Source organism: Tepidanaerobacter sp. EBM-38, from assembly GCA_001896545.1.
GTDB lineage: Bacteria > Bacillota > Thermosediminibacteria > Thermosediminibacterales > Tepidanaerobacteraceae > Tepidanaerobacter.
In genome coordinates this window covers 1-26593 of the sequence record MPOT01000041.1, presented here as the reverse complement: position 1 = coordinate 26593, position 26593 = coordinate 1, and the positions used below count along the sequence as shown (strand labels likewise).

The 26593-nt window shown below is 37.7% G+C and carries 28 protein-coding genes and 2 tRNA genes; 4 read left to right on the top strand and 26 right to left on the bottom strand.

The features are described from left to right. Nucleotides 1-119 precede the first annotated feature (119 nt). From BUC45_RS04660 to BUC45_RS04620, 9 genes are all read right to left on the bottom strand, one after another. The gene (locus tag BUC45_RS04660; protein WP_296970704.1) at nt 120-1379 is read right to left on the bottom strand and encodes an ROK family transcriptional regulator; all 1260 of its coding nucleotides are present in this window, start codon (nt 1377-1379) and stop codon (nt 120-122) included. A 193-nt stretch (nt 1380-1572) separates the two neighbouring features. Further along, complete coding sequence (locus BUC45_RS04655) at nt 1573-2640, bottom strand: Gfo/Idh/MocA family oxidoreductase (protein ID WP_296970703.1); 1068 nt, start codon at nt 2638-2640, stop codon at nt 1573-1575. A gap of 113 nt (nt 2641-2753) precedes the next feature. Continuing rightward, entirely contained in the window at nt 2754-3947 is a 1194-nt protein-coding gene (locus tag BUC45_RS04650; protein WP_296970702.1) for an FAD-binding oxidoreductase, read from the bottom strand. Beyond that, nucleotides 3944-4207, bottom strand: coding sequence for a (2Fe-2S)-binding protein (locus tag BUC45_RS04645; protein WP_296970701.1), 264 nt, complete (start codon nt 4205-4207; stop codon nt 3944-3946). The genes BUC45_RS04650 and BUC45_RS04645 overlap by 4 nt, the downstream gene beginning before the upstream one ends. A 2-nt stretch (nt 4208-4209) precedes the next feature. Beyond that, nucleotides 4210-4722 carry a 4Fe-4S binding protein gene (locus tag BUC45_RS04640; RefSeq protein ID WP_296970700.1) on the bottom strand — a complete coding sequence of 171 codons (513 nt, stop codon included), beginning with the start codon at nt 4720-4722 and terminating at the stop codon, nt 4210-4212. After that, a complete protein-coding gene (locus BUC45_RS04635; RefSeq protein ID WP_296970699.1) occupies nt 4719-5813 on the bottom strand; it encodes an NAD(P)/FAD-dependent oxidoreductase in 1095 nt (364 codons plus the stop codon). Before BUC45_RS04635 ends, BUC45_RS04640 begins: the two co-directional genes overlap by 4 nt. After that, nucleotides 5810-6127: a (2Fe-2S)-binding protein gene (locus BUC45_RS04630; RefSeq protein WP_366749711.1), complete on the bottom strand. Its 318-nt coding sequence runs from the start codon at nt 6125-6127 to the stop codon at nt 5810-5812. The genes BUC45_RS04635 and BUC45_RS04630 overlap by 4 nt, the downstream gene beginning before the upstream one ends. 391 nt (nt 6128-6518) lie before the next feature. Continuing rightward, nucleotides 6519-7682 carry a tRNA uracil 4-sulfurtransferase ThiI gene (gene thiI, locus BUC45_RS04625; RefSeq protein WP_296970698.1) on the bottom strand — a complete coding sequence of 388 codons (1164 nt, stop codon included), beginning with the start codon at nt 7680-7682 and terminating at the stop codon, nt 6519-6521. Nucleotides 7683-7684: 2 nt separating this feature from the next. Continuing rightward, nucleotides 7685-8845: a cysteine desulfurase family protein gene (locus BUC45_RS04620; protein ID WP_296970780.1), complete on the bottom strand. Its 1161-nt coding sequence runs from the start codon at nt 8843-8845 to the stop codon at nt 7685-7687. 387 nt (nt 8846-9232) lie between these two features. On the opposite strand from BUC45_RS04620, the gene BUC45_RS04615 reads away from it, so the two are divergent. Together BUC45_RS04615 and BUC45_RS04610 are read left to right on the top strand one after the other, a co-directional pair. Continuing rightward, complete coding sequence (locus BUC45_RS04615) at nt 9233-9430, top strand: ferritin-like domain-containing protein (protein ID WP_296970779.1); 198 nt, start codon at nt 9233-9235, stop codon at nt 9428-9430. Between the two features lie 45 nt (nt 9431-9475). Beyond that, nucleotides 9476-9706 carry a spore coat protein gene (locus BUC45_RS04610; protein ID WP_296970697.1) on the top strand — a complete coding sequence of 77 codons (231 nt, stop codon included), beginning with the start codon at nt 9476-9478 and terminating at the stop codon, nt 9704-9706. 130 nt (nt 9707-9836) lie between these two features. Here BUC45_RS04610 and queG read toward each other — a convergent pair whose 3' ends face one another. Continuing rightward, nucleotides 9837-10871, bottom strand: coding sequence for a tRNA epoxyqueuosine(34) reductase QueG (gene queG, locus BUC45_RS04605; protein WP_296970696.1), 1035 nt, complete (start codon nt 10869-10871; stop codon nt 9837-9839). A 98-nt stretch (nt 10872-10969) separates the two neighbouring features. On the opposite strand from queG, the gene BUC45_RS04600 reads away from it, so the two are divergent. Then, nucleotides 10970-11224, top strand: a complete 255-nt coding sequence (locus BUC45_RS04600) for a DUF896 domain-containing protein (protein WP_296970695.1) — start codon at nt 10970-10972, stop codon at nt 11222-11224. Here the strand turns inward: BUC45_RS04600 and BUC45_RS04595 are convergent. Continuing rightward, entirely contained in the window at nt 11221-11736 is a 516-nt protein-coding gene (locus BUC45_RS04595; RefSeq protein ID WP_296970694.1) for an isochorismatase family cysteine hydrolase, read from the bottom strand. The genes BUC45_RS04600 and BUC45_RS04595 overlap by 4 nt on opposite strands. Nucleotides 11737-11858: 122 nt before the next feature. Between BUC45_RS04595 and BUC45_RS04590 the strand changes: the two genes are divergently transcribed. Further along, nucleotides 11859-11943, top strand: a tRNA-Leu gene (locus tag BUC45_RS04590). Nucleotides 11944-12084: 141 nt separating this feature from the next. On the opposite strand, the gene BUC45_RS04585 is transcribed toward BUC45_RS04590, so the two are convergent. The 15 genes from BUC45_RS04585 to BUC45_RS04515 form a co-directional block, all read right to left on the bottom strand. Beyond that, entirely contained in the window at nt 12085-12231 is a 147-nt protein-coding gene (locus BUC45_RS04585; RefSeq protein ID WP_296970693.1) for a hypothetical protein, read from the bottom strand. Then, on the bottom strand, nt 12228-13856 hold the full coding sequence (locus tag BUC45_RS04580; protein ID WP_296970692.1) for a peptide ABC transporter substrate-binding protein: 1629 nt from the start codon (nt 13854-13856) through the stop codon (nt 12228-12230). Before BUC45_RS04580 ends, BUC45_RS04585 begins: the two co-directional genes overlap by 4 nt. Nucleotides 13857-14028: 172 nt before the next feature. Continuing rightward, nucleotides 14029-15063 (bottom strand): nicotinate phosphoribosyltransferase, encoded by a 1035-nt coding sequence (locus BUC45_RS04575; protein ID WP_296970691.1) that lies wholly within the window; start codon nt 15061-15063, stop codon nt 14029-14031. A 19-nt stretch (nt 15064-15082) separates the two neighbouring features. Next, nucleotides 15083-15529 carry a DUF441 domain-containing protein gene (locus BUC45_RS04570; RefSeq protein WP_296970690.1) on the bottom strand — a complete coding sequence of 149 codons (447 nt, stop codon included), beginning with the start codon at nt 15527-15529 and terminating at the stop codon, nt 15083-15085. 13 nt (nt 15530-15542) lie between these two features. Then, nucleotides 15543-16088: a lytic transglycosylase domain-containing protein gene (locus BUC45_RS04565; RefSeq protein ID WP_296970689.1), complete on the bottom strand. Its 546-nt coding sequence runs from the start codon at nt 16086-16088 to the stop codon at nt 15543-15545. Nucleotides 16089-16090: 2 nt separating this feature from the next. After that, nucleotides 16091-16687: a dephospho-CoA kinase gene (gene coaE / locus BUC45_RS04560; RefSeq protein ID WP_366749706.1), complete on the bottom strand. Its 597-nt coding sequence runs from the start codon at nt 16685-16687 to the stop codon at nt 16091-16093. Nucleotides 16688-16701: 14 nt separating this feature from the next. Beyond that, nucleotides 16702-19296 (bottom strand): DNA polymerase I, encoded by a 2595-nt coding sequence (gene polA, locus BUC45_RS04555; RefSeq protein ID WP_296970687.1) that lies wholly within the window; start codon nt 19294-19296, stop codon nt 16702-16704. 90 nt (nt 19297-19386) lie between these two features. Continuing rightward, nucleotides 19387-20673, bottom strand: a complete 1287-nt coding sequence (locus BUC45_RS04550) for a DUF4349 domain-containing protein (RefSeq protein ID WP_296970686.1) — start codon at nt 20671-20673, stop codon at nt 19387-19389. A 25-nt stretch (nt 20674-20698) separates the two neighbouring features. Beyond that, complete coding sequence (locus BUC45_RS04545; RefSeq protein ID WP_296970685.1) at nt 20699-21274, bottom strand: RNA polymerase sigma factor; 576 nt, start codon at nt 21272-21274, stop codon at nt 20699-20701. Between the two features lie 155 nt (nt 21275-21429). Next, nucleotides 21430-22134 (bottom strand): ABC transporter ATP-binding protein, encoded by a 705-nt coding sequence (locus tag BUC45_RS04540; protein WP_296970684.1) that lies wholly within the window; start codon nt 22132-22134, stop codon nt 21430-21432. Beyond that, nucleotides 22127-22897: an ABC transporter ATP-binding protein gene (locus BUC45_RS04535; RefSeq protein ID WP_296970683.1), complete on the bottom strand. Its 771-nt coding sequence runs from the start codon at nt 22895-22897 to the stop codon at nt 22127-22129. The genes BUC45_RS04540 and BUC45_RS04535 overlap by 8 nt, the downstream gene beginning before the upstream one ends. After that, complete coding sequence (locus BUC45_RS04530; protein ID WP_366749702.1) at nt 22875-23939, bottom strand: branched-chain amino acid ABC transporter permease; 1065 nt, start codon at nt 23937-23939, stop codon at nt 22875-22877. The genes BUC45_RS04535 and BUC45_RS04530 overlap by 23 nt, the downstream gene beginning before the upstream one ends. Then, nucleotides 23940-24833: a branched-chain amino acid ABC transporter permease gene (locus tag BUC45_RS04525; RefSeq protein ID WP_296970681.1), complete on the bottom strand. Its 894-nt coding sequence runs from the start codon at nt 24831-24833 to the stop codon at nt 23940-23942. Nucleotides 24834-24940: 107 nt separating this feature from the next. Then, nucleotides 24941-26131 (bottom strand): ABC transporter substrate-binding protein, encoded by a 1191-nt coding sequence (locus BUC45_RS04520; protein WP_366749741.1) that lies wholly within the window; start codon nt 26129-26131, stop codon nt 24941-24943. 366 nt (nt 26132-26497) lie between these two features. Then, a tRNA-Leu gene (locus BUC45_RS04515) sits at nt 26498-26584 on the bottom strand. Nucleotides 26585-26593 lie beyond the last annotated feature (9 nt).

Here is a 26593-nt window from a genome sequence, read left to right as displayed (position 1 = left end):
AATTGTTAGATTTTTACATACCAAAAGCAGGCCTTATATATAACATCGGACCGATTTGGTTGAGATTTTGTAAAAATCGGCAAGTTCAAGTTTTAGAACTATAGGTTCTTGCCCAACAATTATTCATATGAAGCTTGCTGTACATCTTCAAGCATGTCTGAATTTGATTTAAATAAATGCTTTAGCACTAAGGCACATGCCCCCATTACTCCGGATTTATCTTTAAGTGTTGAAATTTCTATATCTGTAGAAAGTGCTATTTCAGGAAATGCATGAGTATCAACGTTTTGCTTTATAATGTCCATGAAATAATCTGCTACTACTGCCATTTTCCCACCGATAAAAACTATTTTGGGGTTATAAAAGTTTATAACATTTGCTATCGCTTTACCTACATATACAGACATTTGCCTTAAGAGTTCCCAAGAATATGAATCTTTAATACATGCAGATTTTATTATATCTTCTATGGATATTTCCTTATTAGCCATCCACGCCTTTTTTAATGCATCATCATCAGGGATTACAGGCAACTCCGCCTTGGCTTGCCTCACCAATGCTGGGATACCGCATATGCTTTCCAGGCATCCTCGGTTTCCGCAATTACACAAAGGGCCATCTTCCTGTATTGACATATGACCGATTTCACCCGCATGGCCTTGAGCCCCCTGCAGTACCCTATCGTTAATCACAATCCCTGCACTTATGCCTTCGCCTAAATTAATATATACTAAATCTTTACAGTCAGATCCCCCTCCAAACCATCGTTCGGCCAGAGCTGATGCATTGGAATTGTTTTCTATAAAAACCGGTAGTTCAAGCTCTCTTTCTAAAATCTCTTTGACTGGGAAATGATTCCAACTTGAACCTAAGTTGATTGAACGTTTAACACTGCCCTCGCAAATATTCAGCAGACCAGGAAAAGCCACTCCAATTCCAAGAAATGTTTTCTTAATGTATATTTCTTCACTCATAATCTTTTTTATTTCGGCAGACAATTGCTTAATACCTATTTCAGGTTCTGTCATATCGATCTTTAATTTTCTAAAATCCGTGGGAGGATTTTTTAAATCCGCTGTCCCTATAAAAGACTCGAATCTCGTAACCTCTACACCCATAACATATCCCGCATCAGGATTAAAACGCAGCTTAACCGGTCGCCGCCCTCCTCTGGATTTGTCAAGGCCTACTTCCCTTACAATACCCATATCCAGTAATTCGCGAACTATACCTGTTATTGCCGGAGGGGTTAGACCTGTAACTTTTGCAAGCTGCTGGCGTGATATAGGTTCATGTTTTTTTATTGTATTTATAACTGACATTCTATTCAGCTTTTTTACATACTTACTGTTACCTGGTTCTTTTGCCAAATATATCACCTTTATCCTTATATCTTAAACAATTAAATGATACTTATTTAAATTAATTAACTATCTTTTTATATTTTATATTCGCCATAAAAATATAAAATCCTCTTTTCTTAAAAACTTTTTTAGTATTTTATAACGAATGTTTCGCACCGGCATTTTCTTTGCCTTTAAAAGGTTTTTGCAGTTTTTCTACTTAGAAATTCTAATTAAATCCATTCCCGATACCTTCATTTAAAAACAAACTGTCTGTTAGCGGCAGTTTGACAGGCTTACCGGAAAGGGATGATTTGTATATTGCCAAGATTATCTCCAAGGATTTCCTACCCTCTTTGCCGTCTACTCCTATATCCGACCCGGTTCGGATTGCTTTAATCATTTCTTCAAATTGCATCTTATGGTTTTCAAATAAAACAGCGGGACTGTTCGCACCAGTTCCCTGCTTTTCTGTTTTATCAACTACATCTTCACCGCCTATTATGTGAAGACTTGTTATGGCATCGTTTTCTATAACCATAGTACCATTAGAGCCGTATATATCTATTCTGGACATTAAACCCGGGTATGCATTAGTAGTAGCTTCAATAATTCCGAGAGCGCCATTGGCAAATTTCAAGTTTGCTACTGCTAAATCTTCTACTTCAATTTTGTGATTGAATGTGCCGCAATTTGCAAAAACTTCCTGTACCGGACCTAGAAAATGTTGTAAAAGATCGATATAATGGATGGCTTGATTCATCAGGACACCCCCTCCATCCAATTTCCATGTTCCTCGCCAATCGGCACTGTCATAATATTGTTGGTTTCTGTACCATTTTATATAGCAGCCACCGAAACAAATCTTGCCTAATTTTCCTTCATTAACTATTTCTTTAGCTGTTAGCATATCTTTTTCATATCTTCGCTGAAAAACAACACATAATTTCAATTTATTTTTTTCGAAAGTTTTTATCATTTCATCAGCTTTTTCCAGAGTAACATCCATTGGTTTTTCAACAATTACATGTTTACCGCTTCTAGCCGCAGCAATCGCCATATCTGCGTGAAGGCCGCTGGGAGTGCAAATATTTATTACATCAATATCGGGTCTTTTTAACATCTTATTAAAATCCGTATAGAAATCACATCCATATTTCACGGCAAACTCTTTGGCTTTACCAATACTCCTTGAGGAAACAGCAACTAATTTTGCATCTTCTATGTGGGATATGGCAAGTGCATGCGTATCAGCTATAGCACCGCAACCTGCTATTGCAAATCGTATTTTTTCCATTCAATAGTCCTCCTTATGCTTGGATAATTAAATGACTTTAATAAGTATATATTCTATAAAATATTGAAAATTCCTTACCTCCTTTGCCTATTATTATACCTCATAGTCTTTATTTACATTGCATTTTCATTACCTGACAAAGACCCAAACCTCGAAGGGCTTAATTTGCTTACATCCATAAATGTTTTGCCTTCTGTAATCAAGTCAGAAATAATCCTTCCCGTAACCGGAGAAAGTGCTATCCCGTCGCCCTCATGCCCAGCAGCCATTATAAACCCTTGTACATTTTCAACAGGTCCTAATAGAGGTAGCCCGTCAGGAGTATAAGGTCTAAGGCCTGCAAAAGATCTGATAGCATGAATATGCCTTAAGGCAGGTACTAAACGCACAGCATTGTTAACAATGGCATGAAGTGCTTCATGAGTAGTATTTTTATTATAACCTGCAAATTCACGAGTAGCACCTATTAATATCTGGCCATCACGGGTCTGGCTCAGCGAAAGGCCTACTCCAAGCCGGGTTTCTGGATTATCCGATTCTTTGAGTAGATTTGGATTATATTTTGCCGCTATGTATTTTGCACAAAGCACATCCGCCATAACCAGTTTCGGTACAGGCTCCGTCACAATTATCTGGCCTCTTCTGGGTTTTATGGGAAGTGAAAGGCCTGCCATTTCACCGATGAATGGAGCATAAACCCCTGCTGCATTTATAACTATATTTGTTTCAATTTCTCCTCTATTAGTAATAACTGACTTTACTTTACCATTTTCTGCTCTTATGTCTAAAACCGAAGTGCCCAGATATACTTTTGCACCTAATCTCTTTGCGGCTCGAGAGAATGCGAAACAGAGCCGCATTGGGTTTACATGAGCATCCTGCAAGCTGTATGTAGCTCCCACTAAATGCGGTGAAAGCCCGGGTTGAATCTTCGATGCTTCCTTAAGACTTAGAAGTTCCACTTGAAGACCGATGTCTTTTTGCCGTCTGACAAAATCCTTCATAACTTTCAATTGGTCTTCATTTTCGATTAAAATCATGCCACCGGTAGCATTGTATTCTATATCAAAGTCCAATTCATCTGCTAGAGTCTCATACATTTTTGCACTTTCCATAGCAAGCTGTAAGTGGATACCCGGGTTCTTAGATTGCAAAATTATGTCTATATCACAAGCTCCTGAAGAACCTGATGCCAAGTCGTCTTTTTCAAGAAGAATTACACCTATACCCTTCTTTGATAAGTAATATGCTATAGAAGTGCCTATTACCCCACCGCCTATAACTACTGCATCAGCATTTTTCTTCACTCATCTTCCCCCTCCACGATTTCTCCGATTTTTACAGCACGTACCGGAGGTCTGGAGGTGGGTGGTTTTATTTCAGCCGGATCCTTGACCTTTGACAGCATTTGAGTAACCAAACGCTGGCAAGTTCTACCCTGACACAGACCCATACCGGCACGAGTTCTGCGCTTAACTCCGGCTAAAGTTGTAGCTCCATCATCAATAGCCTCCTGAATTTCTTTCCTGGTGACTTCTTCACAACGGCAAATATATTCTTCATTCATTATTATTCAGACCTCCCTAGGCGTTTTATACTCCGAACTATGTTCATATATTGGACAGGCACTTCAACCGTTATAACGGCAGTAGCATCGTATTTTGGAGATTTGATTATTCTTAATACTTTACCCTTAACCACTACACTGCCTTTTCGATCAACACAATCAACTTCATCGCCCTTATTAGGTAGTGGATAATATTCAAACGGAAAACTGACTTCAGCTTTTTCCCCCGAAATGTTTAATAGAAATATTGCAAGTCCCGGGCATGCCGCTATACATGTTCCGCAGCCAATACACTTATCTTCATCAAGTGCCGGTAAATTAGTAATAGGTTTACCGACAGTAATGGCGCCATAAGGGCACGCCTCTTCACATGGATTGCACGGTATCTCCTGGACACATTCTATGCAAGCTACCGGGCCCTTTTGAATGCGGTCTTTTGACGGAACTCCAGGAATTTTAGAAAGCTCCTCTTCCGAAGGAAACCCTTGATAAATTACTCCCGATTTTTGTGTCATGCCAGTTGCCTCCTTGCACTTATCTGCTTAAGCTTAGCTGTAAATCTTCCTTCACCAAACGGCCCTGTACGCAATGCATCCAATCGGTCCCAAATTTGATTTTTCAGCTCTAGAGCCTGTTCTTCATCATAGTATCCTAAACTTTCGGCACACGCTACACCGGCTAGTCGTCCTTCTTCCATAGCAGAAGATGCTTCTTCAACGCCTGTGATGTCACCGGCTACATATATACCCTTTAATGTTGTTTCCATATTTCTGTTGTGAATAGGGACATGACCTCCCAATGCAGGTATAAAGGTAAACTCACAACCTGCCATCCAGGCAAGTTCTGTTAGAGGCGAAAGTCCAACAGCAAGGCAAACAGTATCAGCATCAAATTGCTTTTCAGTTCCTTTAACTTGCTGCCACTTTTCATCAAGTTCTACAGTGATAACTTCCTCTACCTTTTCTTTTCCTGCCACTTCTTTAATTGTAGTAGAGATGTATATCGGAACACCAGCCCTTCGAATCTTCGAGGCATGAACTCCATACCCGCCTATTTTAGGAGCCGCCTCTATCAATGCAACCACATCAGCTCCTGCCTGCATCAATTGATATGAAACTATAAGACCAACATTTCCAGACCCTACCATTGCAATTTTTTGTCCCGGCAAAACGCGATTTACATTAATCATGGTCTGCGCCGCACCCGCACCCATAACTCCGGGCAGTGTACATCCCGGAAAAGCCAATGCATTTTCTGAGGCACCGGTTGCCATCACTATCTTTTCAGCTTTTAAAGTGTGATCTTTCCCATCGGTAATAAAAGCTATAAGGCGGTCCTCATAAATTCCATAAACAGCAGCATCAAGCAGTACTTCTACACCAAGTTTTTCGGTTTCTTCCAAAAGCTGCCGACCTATGCGAAATCCTCGAGTTCCAGCTCTATGTTCCCTTGATCCGAAAAACTTATGGATTTGCTTAAAGAGTTGTCCCCCGGGTTTTAAGTTTTCATCCAGCACCGTTACCTTTGCCCCGGCCTTTGCAGCTTCCACGGCACACGAAAGACCAGCAGGGCCGGCACCTATTACGGCGATATCCGTTGTTTTCATAATCTGTCACCCCACTCCCCAAGACCTTTCTGAGTGCTTATAATCATTCCGTCTTTAACCGGTGTAACACATGTTCTGACATTGGGAATACCGTCAACTGTCATTACGCAATCAGTACAACGGCCAATTGCACAAAATATTCCCCTGGGTTTATGATGTTTCTGAGTTTCTCTAAATTTTTTTATGCCTGCGGCAAGAAGGGCTGCGGCAATCGGCTCTCCTTCAATAGCTTGTATTTTTTTCCCATCCACTGTAATCGTAGCATTAAATTGTCTTGTCTCATCCCCTAAAATGGGATGGTGCATTACACGCAATTAATCTCCCTCCAATTCTTATTTCAAATAATATTTAGCTACTAGTTTAAAATATCTGACCATTTTATCTGTTTTACACCCTTAAAATAATGCAAGAAATATGCCTTTAATATTCTCTTAAATGTTTTACGCTTACTATTTAGGGAAACCTTTGTCAAATATACTTTAAGGACCGTTTTCGACAAGAAGTTCTTCGCTAAAAAAAAATTATCATTTTAATACATGTTTATAGCTTTTAGAAATATTAAAAAAAATCGCCTCATTATCATTTAATAATTTTTCTTTCAAAATTATTTCCCATAAAAGCAAAGACGGTTTTTGAACCGTCATTTGGTATATTTATAATTCTTAGAAATTATTTTATAATAATTAGAACATCTTGCAGTTAAAACTATGGTTGCACATCTATAATTTCAATATCAGCAAGACCTATTTCTGTCAATTTTTTTACATCAACTCCACTCTCTGCCTTGTGAACACTTAAAAGGTCCGGACGCGTTTTAGGATGATGAGGTACGAAAACCGTACAGCAATCCGCATATGGCTCTATGGAAATGTCATATGTCCCTATTTCCTTTGCAATGTCCATAATCTCTATTTTATCATAACCGATAAGCGGGCGAAATATCGGCATTGTAGCAACTTCATTGGTTGCAACTAATGCTTCCATAGTTTGACTTGCTACTTGACCCAAGCTCTCTCCTGTTACTAGCGCTCTTGCTCCTACATTCTCAGCAATTTCTTGAGCTATTCGTATCATCATACGCCGCATAATTATAGTTAAAAATTCATCAGGAGTATCTTTACTAATTTGCTTTAAAACTTCCGTGAAATTTACCACATGCAATCGCATTTGACCCGAATACCCTGCCAAGACTCTGCAAAGGCCTATTACCTTTTCTTTTGCCCTATCACTTGTAAAGGGAAAGCTGTGAAAGTATACCGGTTCAATTTCAACTCCTCGCTTCATAAGCATATAAGCAGCTACCGGACTATCAATACCTCCGGAAAGCAGCAATACGGCCTTTCCATTACATCCTAGAGGCAGCCCTCCCGGTCCGGAAACTCTTTCGCAGTAAACGAAAGCCTTTTCCCGAATTTCGATATCAACCCTTATTTGAGGATTATGAACATCGACTTTTAAATTTCCCAGATTACTTAAAATATGTGCCCCTACTTCTCGACTCACTTCAGGAGATTTAAGCGGAAAAGATTTATTAGGTCGTCTGGTTTCTACTTTAAAAGTTTTACCTTCAAATTTTTGGCCCTTGACTACTTCAAGAGCAGCTCTTTTTATTTGTTCTAAATCATTTTCACAGCTTAACACAGGGCTTATGTAAACTATACCGAAAACTTTTTTTAAGGCATTCATTACTTTTTCTCGCGGGGCTTTTGTAAAACAATAAATTCGTCCATGAGTTTTTTGAAGACGGACGTTTTCATCATAAGGTCTCAACGCTTGTTTAATTCGCTGCATCAAAATTCTCTCAAAAAAAGGTCTATTTCCGCCTTTTAAGGCTATTTCACCAAAACTTATCAAGTAAAGACTCTCCATTTTTACCTCCTTACAAACTTTCTTATTTCTTTTACTTCTTCAGTAAGGACTTGTATGGTGTAATCCATGTCATCCAATGAAAGAAAAGGTGATAAGCTAAACCTTAAAGCACTATCCTGTTCTTCAGGACTCTTACCTAAGGCTCTTAATACATGACTTGTTCCACTCTTGTGGGAGGAACAAGCCGAACCTGTAGATACATATATGCCTTTAGCTTCAAGCGCGTGTAGAAGTATTTCTCCCCTTGTACCGAGGAAAGAAATATTTAGAATATGTGGAGCCCCTATCTCAGGACCATTTAAAACCGCACCCGGAATTTCTTTTAGTATACCATCTTTTAAGTATTTTTTAAGTTCCTGCATTTTACTTTGCCAATTTATCATATTATTAAAACAAGCTTCGGCTGCCACACCTAATCCGGCAATTCCTGGCATATTTTCCGTTCCTGAACGAAGGCCTGATTCTTGACCACCGCCATGTAAAAGGGGTTCTATGCGCACTTTATCTCTTACAAAAAGAGCGCCAATCCCTTTAGGACCATATATTTTATGACCACTCAAAGACAATAAATCAATACCTTTTAAATTAGGAACAAGAGGCATTTTCCCAAAGGCCTGTACCGCATCAACGTGAAAAAGTATATTTTTGTTATGTGTTTTAATAATTTCGGCTATATCTTCTATGGGTTGAATCGATCCCACTTCATTGTTTACATACATAACACTTACAAGAATAGTTTCCGGTGTTAATGAATTTTTTAACTCATTTATGTCTATAAAACCTTCTTTATTTACTTTAATATATGTAGCTTTAAAGCCCTCGTTTTCAAGAGCCTTAAACACCTCTAAAACCGATGGGTGTTCAATATATGTGGCTATAATATGATTGCCCTGCCGTCGAAGGCTGTGGGCAGCTCCCTTAATAGCCCAATTATTAGACTCTGTTCCACCTGAGGTAAAATATATTTCGCCAGGGTCTACACCTAATACTTGTGCTACCTTCTCACGTGCCTGCTTCATTATTTTCTCGGCTTCAATTCCCTTTCCATGCAGAGAAGATGGGTTGCCAAAATACACTGTCATTATATCAAAAACAGTTTGCGCTGCTTCATCCAAAACCTTAGTTGTAGAACTGTTATCAAGATATACCTGCCTCAAATTCATCACCTGCTATACTTTCTATCCTTTTAGTAATATCCTCGGATACTTGTTCAAAATAAAGTTTAACATTTTTATTATATCACAAGTTCATCCTATGTCATCAACTTTTGCCCTACTTATTAACAGAAAAATCCTCAATTCTTTCTTGCTCGAACAATTACTAATACAAAGTAAGCTATCTAACTCACCGATGTTTTTGATATTTTTAAAAAATCATCCTCCCTATTGTTGCTGTTATTAGTATTCATCATTCAACCTTTTTTAATTATATTTCATCAAAAATTTCATCACCACAATTTGAAAATATGTACTTGTTTTGAAAAATACAATTAAGGCATAGTAACTTAAATTACGGGATAAAATAAGACTGTTGAATGAAAGTTATTGGAGGTGAATCAGTTGCCATTAACTCAAAAGGAGACCATGCTGCTAAAGGATGCCTTAAGTCATGAGCAGATTTGTGTTGTAAAGTATAATAATTATGCAAATCAAATGCAGGATACAGAGCTTTCCTCTATGTTTAAAACCCTTGCCAGTCGCGAGCAGCAGCACATTGACACTATTAACCGGCTTTTACAACAAAGTTAAACTCAATAGTAAAGCCAATAATTTTTTCTACAAGGAGGTATTTTAGTGAATCAAGCGCAAAACACAAATATAGCCGGAACTACAATCGATAAAGATATCCTAAACGATATGCTTATGACAGAAAAATATGTTTCAGGAACTTATGAAACAGCAATAATGGAGGCCGCCAACGAAACTGTAAGAAATGCACTTCGGCAGATTCAAGATGAAGAACAACAACACGCAAAGATGATTTTTGACGCAATGAATCAGCGCGGCTGGTACACACCCCAATAATCAGTCAAAAGGTGGCAGAAGGCATTTCTTTTGCCACCTCTATTTATAAATTCCATGGATGAGCAGTTTAAAAACAGAGATTGCCGCGTAAAATATCAACTTGCAGGTGCCTGCCAGGATATGATGTCTCTTAAAGACATGGATAATTCTGTAATGACCAACGAGCTTGTTCTCTTACAATTTCCGACGGATCCTTGGTTAATGTCTCCAGTAATTTTCTAGTATTTTTATCTCTCAGGTTCCCCAATGCACATACGGCATTTCGGCGAATAACGTTTCTTCCGCGCCAGCCGGCAGCTATATTATTAAATATCATATTAAAATCTTGCTTGCTCAATATTGCAAGCTTTTCCAAATCTCTTTCTACCGGAATATCAGGTATAAACTCTTTATGATTGGGGATTTTTACCTTTTGATTGCAAGGACAAACCTCCTGACATGTATCACATCCAAAAATCCTATCACCCAAAACTTTTCTAAATTCTTCCGGAATATGCCCCCTCATCTGAGTAATATAAGAAAGACATCTATACGGATTTATTTGAAAAGGTGCCGTTAGTGCCCCTGTAGGGCACGCACTTACGCAGCTGCCACATCCGTTACAGTTACTTTCAATAGGGCTGTCCGGTTCGATTTCAATATCTGTTAGAATCTCCCCTAAAAATATCCACGAGCCCAATTCTGATGTAAAAAAACATGTGTTTTCGCCCATCCATCCTAAACCCGCCCGTCTGGCAGCAGCTTTTTCAATGAGGCTGCCTGTATCAACTATAATTTTAAATCTGCCGGACCGTTTTTTTGAAATAAAATCAACGACATTTTTTAATTTTTCAGTTAGTACGACATGGTAATCCTTAACCTGGGCGTACCTAGAAATTTTACCCTCAAACCTGCTTTCTATGTGAGATGAAACAACCTCTAATGAGCTTTGCGGGTATATAAGATACCCCATGGCAAAACATATAATGGTCTTAGCGCCTGGCAGAGATTTTTCCGGATCGCATCTAAATTCAATATCCTGTTCTTCGAAGGGGGATATTAGATTTTTTGCCTTTCTTTCTAATAAAATTTTCTTTTCATGCACAAACGGCTTAGCTGTTGTAAAACCGACTTTATCCAAACCTATTTCCTTTGAAAAACAAATTATGTCTTGCTTTATATCCATGTTTCTCTCCGATTTGAATTTTTTATGAAAATCTTTATAATTATATTATACATTATAATGAAAGTTCACTTCAAAAAACTTGAAAAGGATGATTTTTTATGGTATCAAAGGAACAAATCGCTCGCATCAACGAACTTTATAAAAAGCAAAAAAATGACGGCCTTTCCGAAGAAGAAAAAAAAGAGCAGGCATACCTACGCCGGCTTTATATCGATTCTATGAAGGCAAATTTAAAATCACAGTTAGACAGCATAAAAATTGTAGACCCTTCAAACTACTGTAATCATCAACATAAGGATAAAGACTGCGGTCATTCTGACCATAACAAGGGATGCAACTGCGAAAACCATTAAATAATCAAGCAGCCTAATGTGTTTTTGGCCTCTTTTAATGCAAAATTATGTGCCTCTTCATCAAAAGAAGCTACCCCGTCTTTGTAAATATTCACTTTATATGCCAAATTTCTAGCATCAGCAGCCGTATAAAGCACACAAATATTTGTACAAACACCCGCCAGAAATATCTCATCAACTTTATTTTCCCTTAAATATAGATCCAAATCAGTTCCAAAAAAGGCACTGTAACGTCTTTTTGCTATTATTTTATCATCATCTTTTACATCTAAATCTTCGATTATTTTTGCACCGTAAGTTCCGGCAATACAGTGAGGAGCAAACATCTCAAACTCCTTGTCGTTTTTTTCGTGGTTATCACAAATAAATATAACCGGATAGTCATGCTCCCTGAAATTGTTTATTTTTTCCTTTATAAACCCTATAATGGCTTTACCTTGCGGCCCCACACTCAAAGCACCGCCTTCATCAATAAAATCTTTCAACATATCGATAACAAGTAAGGCTTTCACTTTCAAACTCTCCCTTCTTTTTTAAACCTAAACAAATAATAATGAAACAATGAGATTTGAAAAAATCGCTTGGGATGTATTGACATAAAAACGATAAGAAGGTATAATGTTTATTGTCATATGCGGGGATGGCGGAACTGGCAGACGCGTACGTTTGAGGGGCGTATGGGTTATCCCGTGCGGGTTCAATTCCCGCTCTCCGCACCATACTGAGTAAATTTTAAGCGAGCTATATAGCTCGCTTTTTAGTTGTACTTTGAAGTCTACTGGCTATGCCTATGATTTCAAAAAGCTTATAGCTATTAGTAGAAAAACCGCTTATCTGATAAAACAAAATAGCCAGGAATTTCAAGCTATCAAAAGCTTGAGCATATAATATATCACCATAACGGCACCAAATATAATAAGCACTGGAGGCAGTAGTAACTCAAATGCTGCTATTATCATTGCTAAGATATCTTTTGCATCTAAATTGGGTTTTTTAGATGAATTCATTGTTCAACCCACCACTCATTTATATTATTGAACAGGTTTATGGGGTCAGGCTTGACTCCTTTTAATCTTTTGTTTAAAGCCAAAATTTCATTGGGACTGTAAAGAAACAGATATGGTAAATCACGGTTTATAATTTCTTGAACCTCATACAAAAGTTCCTTTTTACCCTCATAGTTTGTCTTAGCTCGAATTAAAATATCATCAAGTTCGGGATTTGAATATGATACAAAATTATATCCGTTCTTTATTTCACTGCTGGCAAACATAAACTGCAAATCTGGATTAGGTGCAAGTTTCCACCCCATAATAGCAGTATCATATTTTTTGCTCATAACCTTGCTTTTCAATTCATCCCATGTGACATTTGTCAGTTTAACAGAAATACCTAACTCTTTTAAATCCTTTTCCACATGGGATGCTGTTTGATATCTAGCTCCGTTTGAAGTATTGACCAGTAATTCAAATGCAAGTTTATATTTCTTTTTACCAATGGTTTTCTCTAAAATTCCATCATTATCTTCGTCTTCCCAGCCTGCTTCTTTAAGTTTTTGCGCTGCCGTTCTCTTATTATACATTATATGTTGCATATTAGAATTAAAAGCCCATGAATAAGGTAAAATTGGACCGTCAATCACTAAACCCCGCCCTAAAGTCGTATCCTGGAGAATTCTGTTGCGATCAATTCCCATAAGTATAGCTTGACGCACCTTAACATCACTTAATATAGGATTAGTTAAGTTTACTGCAATAAATTCAAAATATCTTGAAGGATATTGAAGCAGATAAACATCTTCCATTTCATGAAATACATTCCAGTCCTCTGGTTCAATATTAATCATATCAATTGCCCGCTTGTTAAAGGCTTCTTTGATAGCAATATTATCCGGAAAATTTTTGATATTTATTTCTTCTATATATGGTTTTTCACTAAAATAGTCATCATTTCGCATTAAGCTTACTGAATCGCTTGACTTGTTAACTACTTTAAAAGGCCCTGTACCGATATACTCTGAAACTGTTTTTTCTGTACTTTTATTTGCTTTTAATGTTTCAATAAATGATGCTGAAAGAATGCCTCTAGTCATGCCATATAAAAAATCAGCATCAGGTTTATATAAAGAAATAATAAAAGTATTTTTATCTAGCGCTTCGTAGCTTTGGACATTGTCAAATTCAGTAAAATCCGGCCTTTCGCCTTTTTTTACAGACTTTTTTAATTCTTTTATTCTATCGAAGGTAGCTTTGACATCTGCTGCTGAAAATGTTTCCCCATTATGCCATTTTACATCAGTTCTCAGAGTAATAGTATATGTTTTGCCATCTTCATCAATTTGCCAACTTTCAGCAAGAGCAGGTTGCAGCATGCCTTGACCATCGATTCTCACAAGTCCTTCGTAAATAATGCTTAGAATTGCCTTTGTTTCCTCATCATTTGCCATTAAAGGATCTAGGTTTAAATTCGAAGTTGTGGCAAGACTAACCGTTCCGCCGCTTTGAGGAGATTCATCTGTTTCTTGTTTCTCAGGTTCCTTTGGCTCAATGGGGTTTAAATGCTTTGTATCGGAACAAGCTGTACTAAAAAATACTGTTATAAGTATTAATATTGCTATCAATTTTCTTTTCATTTACGGCACCCCAATAAAATCATCGCTAAATCGATAATAAGGTTGGAACTGTTTTTTAAGTACAATTAGCTTGAATTTTGCAGCTCCTACCATCAAAAATCTTATTCATGCTTAAGCTAGGAATGTTCAAAGCTTGAAATAATGCTTCGGTTTCCATGCTTATTATATTAGATCACTTCATTCTTTTAAGTTTAGGATTATCCTTTAATCCGGGAATTCGACCTCGTTTGGCAACAGGTGTTCCATCTACCATTTTTAGATCTAGTGTCATATCTATAGGTGTGGCTCCGGATATATAGCTACCCACACCAAAAGCATCTGCTCCAGCTTCAATAAGAATCTTTATTCTTTCAGGGCTAAGACCTCCTGATACAAATATTTTTACATAGTCATAGCCTTTTTGATCTAATCGCTTTCTGATTTCATATACAAGCTCCGGTGTAACACCCCCACGCTCACTTGGAGTATCCAGCCTCACACCTTCCAAGTCCTTTCCTAAAGCTGTAGCTATATTTAATGCTTCCTCAGCTTCATCTTTAAAGGTATCTACAAGAATTATTCTCGGAGAATCGGGCGGCATAATTTCATCATACGCCTTTGCTACTTTAACAGTATCTCCTGCCATTATTATAGCCGCATGTGGAATAGTCCCGGAGGGTTCTCTGCCTAGAAGCTTTGCCGCTAAAATACAGCTGGCATTATCGGCACCACCTACTACTGCCGCTCTTTCCATAACCGGTGCAACAGCCGGATGGACATGCCTTGCCCCAAAGCATATACAAGTCTTCTCTCCTGCAGCTTCTCGACAACTGCGTGCTGCTGTCGCCCACGCACTAGGATGCGCCATCATCCCAAGAAGAACTGTTTCATATATACCAAACTCTTCATAAGAACCTTTTATTCTCATAACCGTATCTTTTGGCTCAAAGGTCTCGCCTTCCGGAAGGGCATATATTTCAATGTTTTTATCTCGTAAAAGGCTTACAACCTCTTCAACGCCGCACATAACGCCAGATTTTCTGGGGAACACTTCAGCCACCACTTCTTTTGTTGAAATATTCATATGCCGCAAAATTTCCATGGTTTTAATAAAATATATATCTGTTGTCATTCCGGCAAGTATCTCGTCGTGATTGGCTGAGAACAATCGCCTTTTTGAATCAATTTTAATGTTTTTGACATCATTTAATGATTTGATTTCTTCCATAAAGCAAACCTCTCTCTTATTATTTTATGTATTTCATAATTACTGCAACTATGCCCGCAGCTGTAAGCGGGCCAACGGGAACACCTTTGAAAAATGCTATACCTATGAGAGAACCAAGTATAATACCCACAACCACCTGAGGACTTTCCGCTATTAAATTGGTCCCTTTACCAGAAAGAATTACCGTAAGAGCTCCTGCTAATAGTGCTGCAAGAGCTGAAGGGCTTTTTAAAGCTCCATTCACATCTTTTACAGTGATTTCACCTGTTGCAAAAGGAGCAATAATTCCCATGGTTAAAATGATTATACCCCATTTCAATGCATTTTTGTCAATAAAAATTAATACTTGCTTTAAATTAATAAGTTTTAAGCCAAGAATTACAGTAGCAGCTAAAGCAAGCGAATTGTTTTTTGAAAGTACCCCTAAAATAAGTATTACTAAAATTATTAATACTCCTTGATCCATAAAAATGTTCACCTCACAGCTTATAAAGTCGCTTGTACCACTTATAGGACTTTATTACCTTTGCAACAAAATTTCTGGTTTCTGAAAATGGAATTTCGTCTATTGTTTTTTCTTCAAAACTACCTTGCGCTTGCCATTCGGCTACATTACCTCGGCCACCGTTATATGCAGCCAGAGCTAAAATAATATTATCATCAAATTCATTAAGCAGCGAGGCAAGATACCATGTTCCAATTCTTATATTAAGATCCGGGTTGTTAATATCTGATATATCGATGTTTTGTATTCCTATTTTTTCTGCAGCCCAAAGAGCAGTTTCGGGCATTAACTGCATAAGACCTATGGCGCCCTGTGTTGATACGGCTTTAGGCGAAAAATTGCTTTCTACTTTTATTACCGATGCCACAAGATACGGATCCACATTATATTCTGTCGCATAACGAATGACGGATTCTTCATATTTAAGTGGGTAAATGTATTTCATGAACCAAGATATATTGTTGTATAAGGCAAAAGCGCCAATAATTATTATCAATATTATTGCAGATTTTTTAGACACAACTATGAAATTTCCCTCCAGATTTCATCTATCTGTTCCCTCGTTTCTTCTATACTAGAATTATTGTCTATAACCCTATTTGCATATTTTAATTTTTCTTTTAATGGCATCTGAGACTTTATCCTGTTTAAAGCTTGAGCAAAATCCATATCCTTTTCTCGCATAACTAATCTTTCTAGTTGGGTTTTTTCATCAACAACTACCAACCATACTTCATCTACAAGGGTATCTAAACCCGACTCCAAAAGCAGCGCCGCATCAATAACTATTACTTTTCTTCCAGCTTTTTTATAGTTTTCCAGTTGTTTTTTAATTTCTTTTAAAATTTCCGGATGTGTAAGACTGTTCAGGGCCTCTAGTTGGACTCTATCTGAAAATACAATATCGGCAAGTTTTTTTCTGTCTATATCGCTTTTATCATCATTTAATATCTGTTCTCCAAAATGATTTATAACACTAACCCATACAGGCTTACCCTTTGACATTGTTTCTTTTGCTATTTCGTCTGCATCTATTATAGCAGCACCTTTATCCTTAAGCAATGACGATACTGTACTTTTTCCACTGGCTATTCCACCGGTCAGGCCTACTACGGTCAAAGCCATCCCCCCTTCTACAATTCTTCCCAAGTAAAGCCTTGTTTAAAATCCACTACCAGTGGTACACTTAAAGGAATAGCATTTTCCATATGCTGTTTTAGTATTCCTTTAACAATAATAAGCTCTTCTTCAGGTACATCTAAAATAAGTTCATCATGTACCTGTAACAGAATCTTAGCCTTTAAATTGTTCTGCCTTAAATTATCATATACTTTGACCATGGCTATTTTGATTATATCGGCAGCACTGCCTTGAATAGGTGTGTTTACAGCCGTCCGTTCTGCAAAGGATCGCAGGTGGTAATTTCGACTATTGATGTCAGGAATATAACGGCGGCGGTTAAGCAGTGTGGTAACATATCCCAAGGTCTTGGCCGACTTTATGGTTTCCCTTATATAATCTCTTACTCCTGGATATCTTGCAAAATACGCATCTATATATTCCTTTGCTTCCTGATTTGATATTCCTAAGTTTTGAGCTAGACCATAATCACTTATTCCATAAATTATTCCAAAGTTTACTGCCTTGGCCTTATCTCTTAGCGATGGAGTTACTTCTTCTGGTGCCACGCCAAAAACCTCACTGGCTGTACGCCTATGGATGTCCTCACCGCTAACAAAAGCCTCAATCAAACCGGGGTCTTGTGACATATGTGCCAAAACTCTAAGCTCAATCTGGGAGTAATCTCCGGATAAAAGTATATGACCGGGCCCATCAGCGGTAAAGACCCCGCGAATGTGCTTGCCTTCTTCAGTTTTTACAGGTATGTTTTGAAGATTTGGTTCTGTGCTGCTTATACGCCCTGTAGATGTCACTGTTTGATTAAAGCTTGTATAAATCCTGCCTGTCTTTTTATCCACCAAAGCAGAAAGCCCATCAGCATAAGTCGATTTCATTTTCATTAAAAAGCGGTATTCTAAAATCTTTTCTATTATAGGATGAGACGGTCTTAATTTTTCTAAAACTTCAGCATCGGTAGAGTAGCCTGTTTTAGTTCTTTTGATAACAGGCAATGAAAGTTTTTCAAATAATATTTCACCAAGCTGTTTAGGTGAATTTATATTAAATTCTGTGCCAGCTAGATCATATATCTCTTCAGTCAAAGCAGCAAGCTTTTTACCAAATCTTTCAGATAGTTCTTGTAACTTAGCAAAATCCACCTTTATTCCTGCATGTTCCATATCTGCTAAAACAACGCTAAATGGTATTTCAACCTCATAAAAGAGTTTGTCCATTAAATAATCCTTTATTTTCTCATCCATAATTTTCTTCAATTCAAAAAGATATGAGGTTTTTTCATCAAAACCGGAAGTATCTGCAAGTGTCTTTCCTAAATATTCCATAACAAGTATCGGTATATCATAACGAGGTTTTGATGATTCCAAAAGATAAGCAGCTAACATAGTGTCAAACTGGCACCTGAAATCTATGCCTAACTGTCTCAAAACATTTCTTGTAAATTTACCGTCATGAGTGATTTTATATATAGCAGTATCCTCTAAAATTTGCTTCAAATATGAAATACTGCTATTTTCTTTCAATAATTTATGACTAATGGAATAACACTTGTCTTCAACTGAAATATATATACCATCCATCGCATATGATACCAAGTCTTTTTTTTCAGCATCAACAAGAACCGCAATATTTTTTGTGGAGTTAATTTTTTTCACTAATTTCTGTAGTGCATTATTGTTTTCAATATTTTGCGTTACATTATCATCAAACTCTTTCGTATCTATGGCAGTTGCAGGTATTTTGACCCTGTCAATTAAGCTGTAAAACTCCAGATCCCTAAATAAGTTTATCAATTTATCATAATCCGGCTCACAGTAAGCAATATCGTCAGGGTTGAATTCCAAAGGAACATCTCTAACAATTGTAGCTAGGTATTTACTCGCTTCAGCTTGCTCGGCATATTTTTCTAAATTTTCTTTGACCCTACCTTTTAACTTATCAGTATTCTTTAAAACATTATCTAATGTTTTAAATTCCTGAATCAACTTTGTAGCAGTTTTTTCACCTACTCCCGGCACTCCAGGTATATTGTCGGATTTATCTCCCATCAAACCCTTCATATCGGCTACAGCTTCCGGACATATGCCATACCTTGATTTTACCTTTTCCAGGTCATAGGTTTCCATTTCGGAAATGCCTTTTTTTGTAAGTAGAACATTAGTCTTTGAAGAAACTAATTGCAAAGCATCCTTATCGCCAGTTACAATTATGGAAAAAATCCCTTCCTGCTCTCCTTTTTTTGAAATTGTCCCCAATATATCATCTGCCTCGAAACCATCTGCTTCAATAAAATTAATGTTCAGTGCTTTTAGTATTTCTTTCAAAATATCAAACTGCCCTATTAACTCATCGGGAGTCTTAGGCCTTGTAGCCTTGTAAGCCGCATATTCATCATGCCTGAATGTTGGACCTTTTTTATCAAAAGCTACCGTTACATAATCCGGATTTTCCTCTTGTAAAATTCTAAATAACATATTGAGGAAACCATATACCGCATTAGTATGTACACCCTTGGACGTTCTCAGGGGCGGTAGTGCATGAAAAGCTCTGTGAAGTAAACTGTTTCCGTCAATCAATAGCATTTTCTTCATACTACTCAACTCCTATTTTACTACTATTATTTCACCAAAAATTATTAAAAACCTGCAAGGAAACAAAAAAATCCCTATATCTTTAGGGATTTAAGGCCGGCTTTTCTTTTTCCGATTAGTAAATCTTTTAATAATCGAGTAAATGCCTTTAAACAAAACACCTGCTATAATTGCTATAGGCAACAAAGCCCCAATGACTTCCGCTAAAGATGCCAATAGATTTAATAAAAAGTTTATCGCTATAATAAAGCCTTGCTTCGCCCTTCGTGACAATTCCTGTAAATTTAATGCGCCAAGTTTTTCTTTTGAAGGTTCCTGTTCAATTAAATTTAAATTTACAAGAGACATTTCCACCATCTTATCCCACGCAACAAGTTGACCCGTCAGTGTATCAATATCTGTTCTTACACGATTAAGTTCATTTTCTATTTTCAATACTTCGTCGACACTTTTTGCCATTTGCAATATTTCAAGAAGCCTTTGTTCTTGCTGCTCAAGATTACGAACTCTTGCGGCTGTATCGTAATATGCCTCGGTAATGTTCTCTCCGCCTATGTGCTGGCTGCTGACCTTCCCCATAGCTTTGAACACATCTAAAGCTTTTGTAAGTTCAGCTTGGGGTATTCTTAGAGTAATATAAGCTCTTCGAGATGAGTCGGCAGATGCCGAACCCTCAATTTGGCTGCTTTCTATATAGCCTCCTAATTCATCGACAAAATTTATAATTTTATCGACTTTTTCATCAAAATTCTCTACATATATAGATATGTCGGCATTTTTAATGATTTTTTGGGCTCTTTCCTCAGCTGCAAATGTCTTCAAGCTCTGCCCCGCCATATTCAGCTCATTGGCTCCATCAAAACTTTCATCTTCAATCTGATCCTGTGGTAGCATCTTGGAACTGCTCCTCATCTCATAAGGTTCGGCAGCAGGTGCTGAAATCTGCGGTGCTTCATCCTTTATACTGTTTTCAGTATAATTCATACTAAGAATTCCCATTTTGGATAAAGTAACCACAAATACACCGATGATAAGTACGCTCATCACCGCAGTAAATGCCTTCTTGTTATAATAATATGAATTTGATATAAATGCGGGAATACTTCTTAAAAATCGTATAAAACGCGATGATTTATCAACCGGTCTTTGCTCGGAAGCAATGCTGTTAATTTTTTCCATTAGGTTGGGTGCAAAATTTGGTGGCAACTCAATTTGTTCCAAAGAACCAGCCGTTTTTATTATTTGTTGAAGTTCTTTTACTTCTTGCCGGCAATCAGAGCAGACTTTTATATGTTCTTCTAAAATATTCTTTTCTTCAGCAGTTACCAGGCCTTCGACATATTTGTCAATCAAATCTTCGTAAATTTTGCATGCCACGTTGCTTCCCCCCTCTTTATAAAATTTAGACGTCATTTGCTGAAAAAAGTTCCGAATCCTTAAGGTTTTCTTTTAAAGCCCGGCGGCCTCTGAATAATCTTGATTTTACTGTGCCGAGGGAGCATGATAGTATATCGCTGATTTCAGTATAACTGAAGCCCTGGACATCTCTTAATATAATACATATTCGCTGTTCTTCCGGTAAGGTGCTTATTGCTTTCATAATGGCTTGTTTAGCCTCTTGCTTTTCCACAAATTCTTCCGGCAATTCAGTATGAAATCCTAACTCTATTTTATCATCCATGACTATTTCCTCTTTTATAGGAAGAACATCCTCTCTCTTTTTCCTTAAAAAATCTATGCACGTATTTACCGCAATACGATATAGCCATGTTGAGAAGCTTGAATCTTCCCTGAATCTACGAAGGGAGGTAAATACTTTTATGAAAATCTCCTGACTTACATCCATAGCATCTTCTGCGTTATTAAAAAATCGATAAGCAGTATTATATACTTTCTTCTCATACCCGGAAATTAGGTCTTCAAAGGCTGAAATATCGCCTCTCTTAGCCCGGCGTACGAGGTCTTTTTCTGCACTCAATTTGTAATATGCCCTCCCCTCACTTTATTCTTCTAAATATTCGACTTTAGTATTTAAAATTCCTTCAAAGAATTTATATTGCCACAGCTTACAGGAGAATTATTTAGAATTCTTCCTAATCTTTCAATTCAAGTAAGTCTTAAATTTTTCGGCAACTAAACCGCACCCAAATAAGCCTTCAACACCTTGTCATTTTTAAGAAGTTCTTCTCCGGTTCCGGTAAGTGTTATTGTTCCGGTTTCGAGGACATAAGCATAATCTGCTATTTTTAAAGCCATACGAGCATTTTGTTCAATTAAAAGAATTGTTACCCCATCATCATGAATCTTTTTTATTACTGAAAAAACATCCCTTACAAGTATTGGTGCAAGGCCTAATGACGGTTCATCCAACATTAAAAGCTTTGGCCTTGACATTAAAGCCCTACCCAAGGCCAGCATCTGCTGCTCACCGCCTGAAAGCGTACCTGCCATCTGAGTTTCCCTTTCTTTAAGCCGCGGAAAAATTGAGTAGACCCATTCCATGTCTTTCTTTACGTTTTCTTTATCTTTTCTTGTATAAGCACCCAAAATCAGATTTTCATATATTGTCAAATCACTAAATACCCTTCTGCCTTCGGGAACCATGGTTATTCCCATCTTTACAATATCTTTTGTAGGTATTTTGGAAATGTCTTGACCCATAAATGCTACATTGCCGGTTTTCTTAACTAGATTGCATATTGCTCTAAGAGAGGAGCTCTTACCGGCACCATTTGCACCTATAAGTGTTACGATACTTCCTTCAGGAACATTAAAATCGATGCCTCTTACCGCATGAATACCACCGTATCTTACATTCAGATTTTTTACTTCAAGCATCCAACTCCACCCCCAGATATGCTTCTATAACCTTCTGATTGTTTTGAACTTCATCAGGCGTGCCTTCAGCTATGGTTATTCCATGATCAAGTACTAGAATTCTTTCACAAATCCCCATAACTACTTGCATATGATGTTCGATAAGCAAAATTGTCAGGTTAAATTTATCCCGGATTTGTTTTAAAAACTTCATTAACTCTTCCGATTCCTTGGGGTTCATTCCGGCAGCCGGTTCATCCAGTAAAAGAAGTTTAGGGCGGGTTGCAAGAGCCCGTGCTATTTCCAAATGTCTTTGTTGACCATATGGCAACGAACTTGCCTTTTCATTAAGGTATTCCGTGAGATTTACTTTTTCCAGCAGTTCAAGGGTCTGATCTCTCATCATTTTTTCTTCTCTATTATATTTAGGTGTTCGCAAGGTTGCATCAATAAAACTCGATTTTATTCTAAGATGATGGCCTACCAGAACATTTTCAAAAACAGACATGTTTTCAAAAAGTCGTATATTTTGAAACGTCCTTGCCACTCCGAGTTTTGTTATTTTATCCGGTAAAAGTCTAGTAATATCGTTTCCTTGAAACATTATACTTCCGGATGTAGGAACATATATTCCGGTTATGGCGTTGAAGGCGGTAGTCTTGCCTGCACCGTTTGGACCAATTAAGCCTACTATTTCACCCTCGTTTAGATTTAATGAAAAATCAGAAACTGCGGTTAAACCTCCGAATTTAATGGTTATTTTATTGACTTCCAAAATTGCCACGATGACCGCTCTCCTTTCCCAGCAGCATATCCCATGATATTTCATTCTCACCCATTATCCCATGCCTCAGAAACAATACTACCAGAATAAGAAGAATAGCAAAAACCACCATTCTCATTCCAGAAATTCCAGGTAAGCTTATAAATCCTAAATCCATGGGCGATTCTACTACTCGAAGCAATTCCATCAGAACCGTTATTATGCATGCCGAAATAACGGATCCCGTAATACTCCCCATGCCGCCAAGCACAACCATCAACAGAATCTGATATGTGAAGAAAAATCTAAACATGGTAGGATCTATTGTTGAATTCAGATTTGCAAGAAGAGCACCGCCAATGCCAGCAATAAACGCACTTACAGTAAATGATAGTGTCTTATGACTAAAAAGATTAATACCCATAGCCTGTGCAGCTATTTCATCTTCACGTATGGCTTTGAAGGCTCTACCATAGCTAGAGTTTACTAATGATTTTAATCCTAAAATAATTACGATAGCTACACCCCAACTCCAATATTGGTCGGTATATTGAGGTATCCCCTTTAGACCTAAGGCACCGTTAGTAATCGTCTGGGTATTTGTAAATACAACTGAAATTATTTCTCCAAAACCCAATGTAGCAATAGCCAGATAATCACCCTTAAGTTTCAATACCGGTGCACCAATCAGAAACCCAACTAAGGCCGACAAAATACCGGCTATGAGCAGCGCAAAGAAAAAGTGGACATTGATATTTAACAGCATTGGGTTTATAGGCTGCATGAAAAAATTCATGGTTTTTATACCCGGAGGCATTGTCAAAAGAGCGCTGGTATATGCCCCGATAGCCATAAATCCGGCTGTACCTAAAGAGAAAAGACCTGTAAATCCATTGGTTAAATTTAAACTCAGCGCAAGAATGGTATTTATCGCACAAAGATTAAATATTCTCATTACATAGGCATCTAAATGAGTTTTAGTCCAAGATAAAAAAATAAAAAAAGCTGCTATCAGAACAGTGGTTAAAATAGCATTTCGATATTTTTTAGCCATATTTTTCACCTACACCTTCTCTGCCACTTTCTCACCCAAGATACCGGTGGGCTTAAACAGCAGAATTACTATCAAAATAATGAATGCAAATGCATCCCTATATCCTGAAAGACCAGGCAAAAATGCTACAAGCAAAATTTCTCCAAGTCCCAAAAGGAATCCCCCAAGCATAGCTCCTGGAATATTTCCGATACCGCCTACAACCGCGGCTATAAAGCACTTGAGTCCGGGCATAATGCCTATGAGCGGATGAATCTGAGGATATTTTAGTGCCCACATAATGCCGCCTACTGCTGCCAAGGCAGAACCGATTCCAAATGTGAATGATATTATTCCATCCACATCTATACCCATGAGCTTGGCCGTATCCATGTCTTTGGAACATGCTCTCATTGCCATTCCGGTTACGGTATGGTTGACAATATACACCATACCGATCAATAAGATTGCAGAAATTATAGGTATAATTATGCCAAGACTTGTGATTGAAACACCTGATATGTTGATAACACCTTTAAAAATAGGTGGTACGTAAAATGCTTTTGCGCGGCCTCCAAACACTACCAAACCCATGTTTTCTAAAAAAAACGAAACCCCTATAGCTGAAATTAGTACAGAGATTCGCGGTGCCTCTCTTAGCGGCTTATACGCGGCCTTTTCTATGACTATGCCGACCAAGACCGTAAGTGCAATGGAGACTACGGCTGCCAGCCACCATGGAAGTGAAAACATCCCTACGCCAAAAAATACAAAATATGCCGCCAACATGATTATATCACCATGAGCGAAGTTTATAAGTCTTACAATTCCATATACCATAGTATATCCTATAGCAATAAGGGCATAGAGGCTTCCAAGGGAAATACCATTGACAAGATGCTGAAAAAAAAGTCCAACTGTCATATGAAAAAACCTCCAGTTTCATGAATCTGCCCGGGATACCCCGGGCAGAGCTATTTTATTTTATTGTTTAAAGGTATGCTAAATTTTACTTTAAAAAATTCTTATGTTTAATCGGGTTGAACTGTTTCAATATAAACGAACTTACCATCTTTTACTTGTTTTATCACTGCGCTTTTATTTGCATCTCCATTTTCATCAAGGGTAATTATACCGGTTGCGCCTTCAAAGTCTTGAATTTTAGCAATTGCATCCCTTATAGCCTGTGGATCTGTAGAACCGGCCTTTTCAATTGCTTCTCTAGCTACAAGATAGGCATCAAAACCTAAGGCTGCAAAAGCGCTCGGGGCTTGACCATGTTTTTTCTCAAAGGCATCTAAAAATTCTTTTGAAACTTCGGTAACGGGAGCTTCAGCTGTGTAATGGGTACTAAACGATACTCCTTCAACTTCTTTGCCGCCTATATCTATAAATTCCGGTGCTTCATAGGTATCTCCGCCAAGGAATGGTGCGGTAATTCCCAGGTCTCTTGCCTGTTTTATAAGCAAGGCGGATTCACCATAATTACCAGGAGCAAAAATTACATCAGGTTTTAAATCTTTTATTGCAGTCAGCTGTGCTGAAAAATCCTGGTCATTTGTCTTATATTTCGTTTCAGCAACAATGGCATCTTTATCTCCGGTTAGCTCTATAAAAGCCTCTCTGAAGAAATTAGAAAGACCTACCGAGTAATCATTGGCCATGTCCATTATTATGGCGGCCTTTTTGGCTTTTAGTGTATTAAATGCGTATTTTGCCATTACTTTACCCTGAAATGGATCTATGAAACACACCCTAAAATAATAGTCATTGTCAAGGGTAACGAGAGGATTTGTTGGTGAACATCCAATTACCGGGACTTTTTTCTCTTTAGCAACTTGTCCTCCAGCCATTGAATTTGAACTACCGTAGGAACCGATTATTACACAGACTTTATCTTTTTCAATCAATCGTGCAACGGCATTAGCAGATTCAGTTTTATCTGTCTTGTTATCTACAATAAACAACTTGATTTCTTTACCAAGCACTTCTGGATACATTTCCTTTGCCAACTCAATACCTTCTACTGTCATCTGGCCACCAGCAGCACTAGCCCCTGTCATGGGTTCATAAACGCCAATTCTGATAACATCTTCATCTGCAGCTTTTTGTTCAGCACCATCATCTTTCTTTTCTGTTTCAGCCGGCTTGCTGCCACAGCCTGACAACGCAAGTGACATTGTTAACAAAAGAATTACAGATACAACAAATAGTTTCCTCATTCGTTTTAAATTCAATTTACTTTTCCCCCTTTATAATAACATCATATTCAAGTAAGGAATACCGTTTTACAGCTAATCTAACCTCCCCTCTTGTACGCGTCTTGCGAATGCATGTCTATGATATATAGAGTACCATCGTTTAATACAAAAATCAAGAAGTTTTTTTATAAAAAGCAATCTTCATACAGATTGTAATATTTATTAATAAGGTAACTAAAAATACAGATATTAAAGCAGCAAAAAGATTAGATAATGTATTGAAAAACGATATGTAGGTTTTTACATATAATATGTTTTTTGGTGGTCAAAACTAAAAAAACAGAGTTTTGGATTTTTGTTCCAAAACTCTGTAGTCATTGTCATATCTGGTGCCGAAGGCGGGAATCGAACCCGCATGGTATTGCTACCACTGGATTTTGAGTCCAGCGCGTCTGCCAGTTCCACCACTTCGGCTTGCATGTG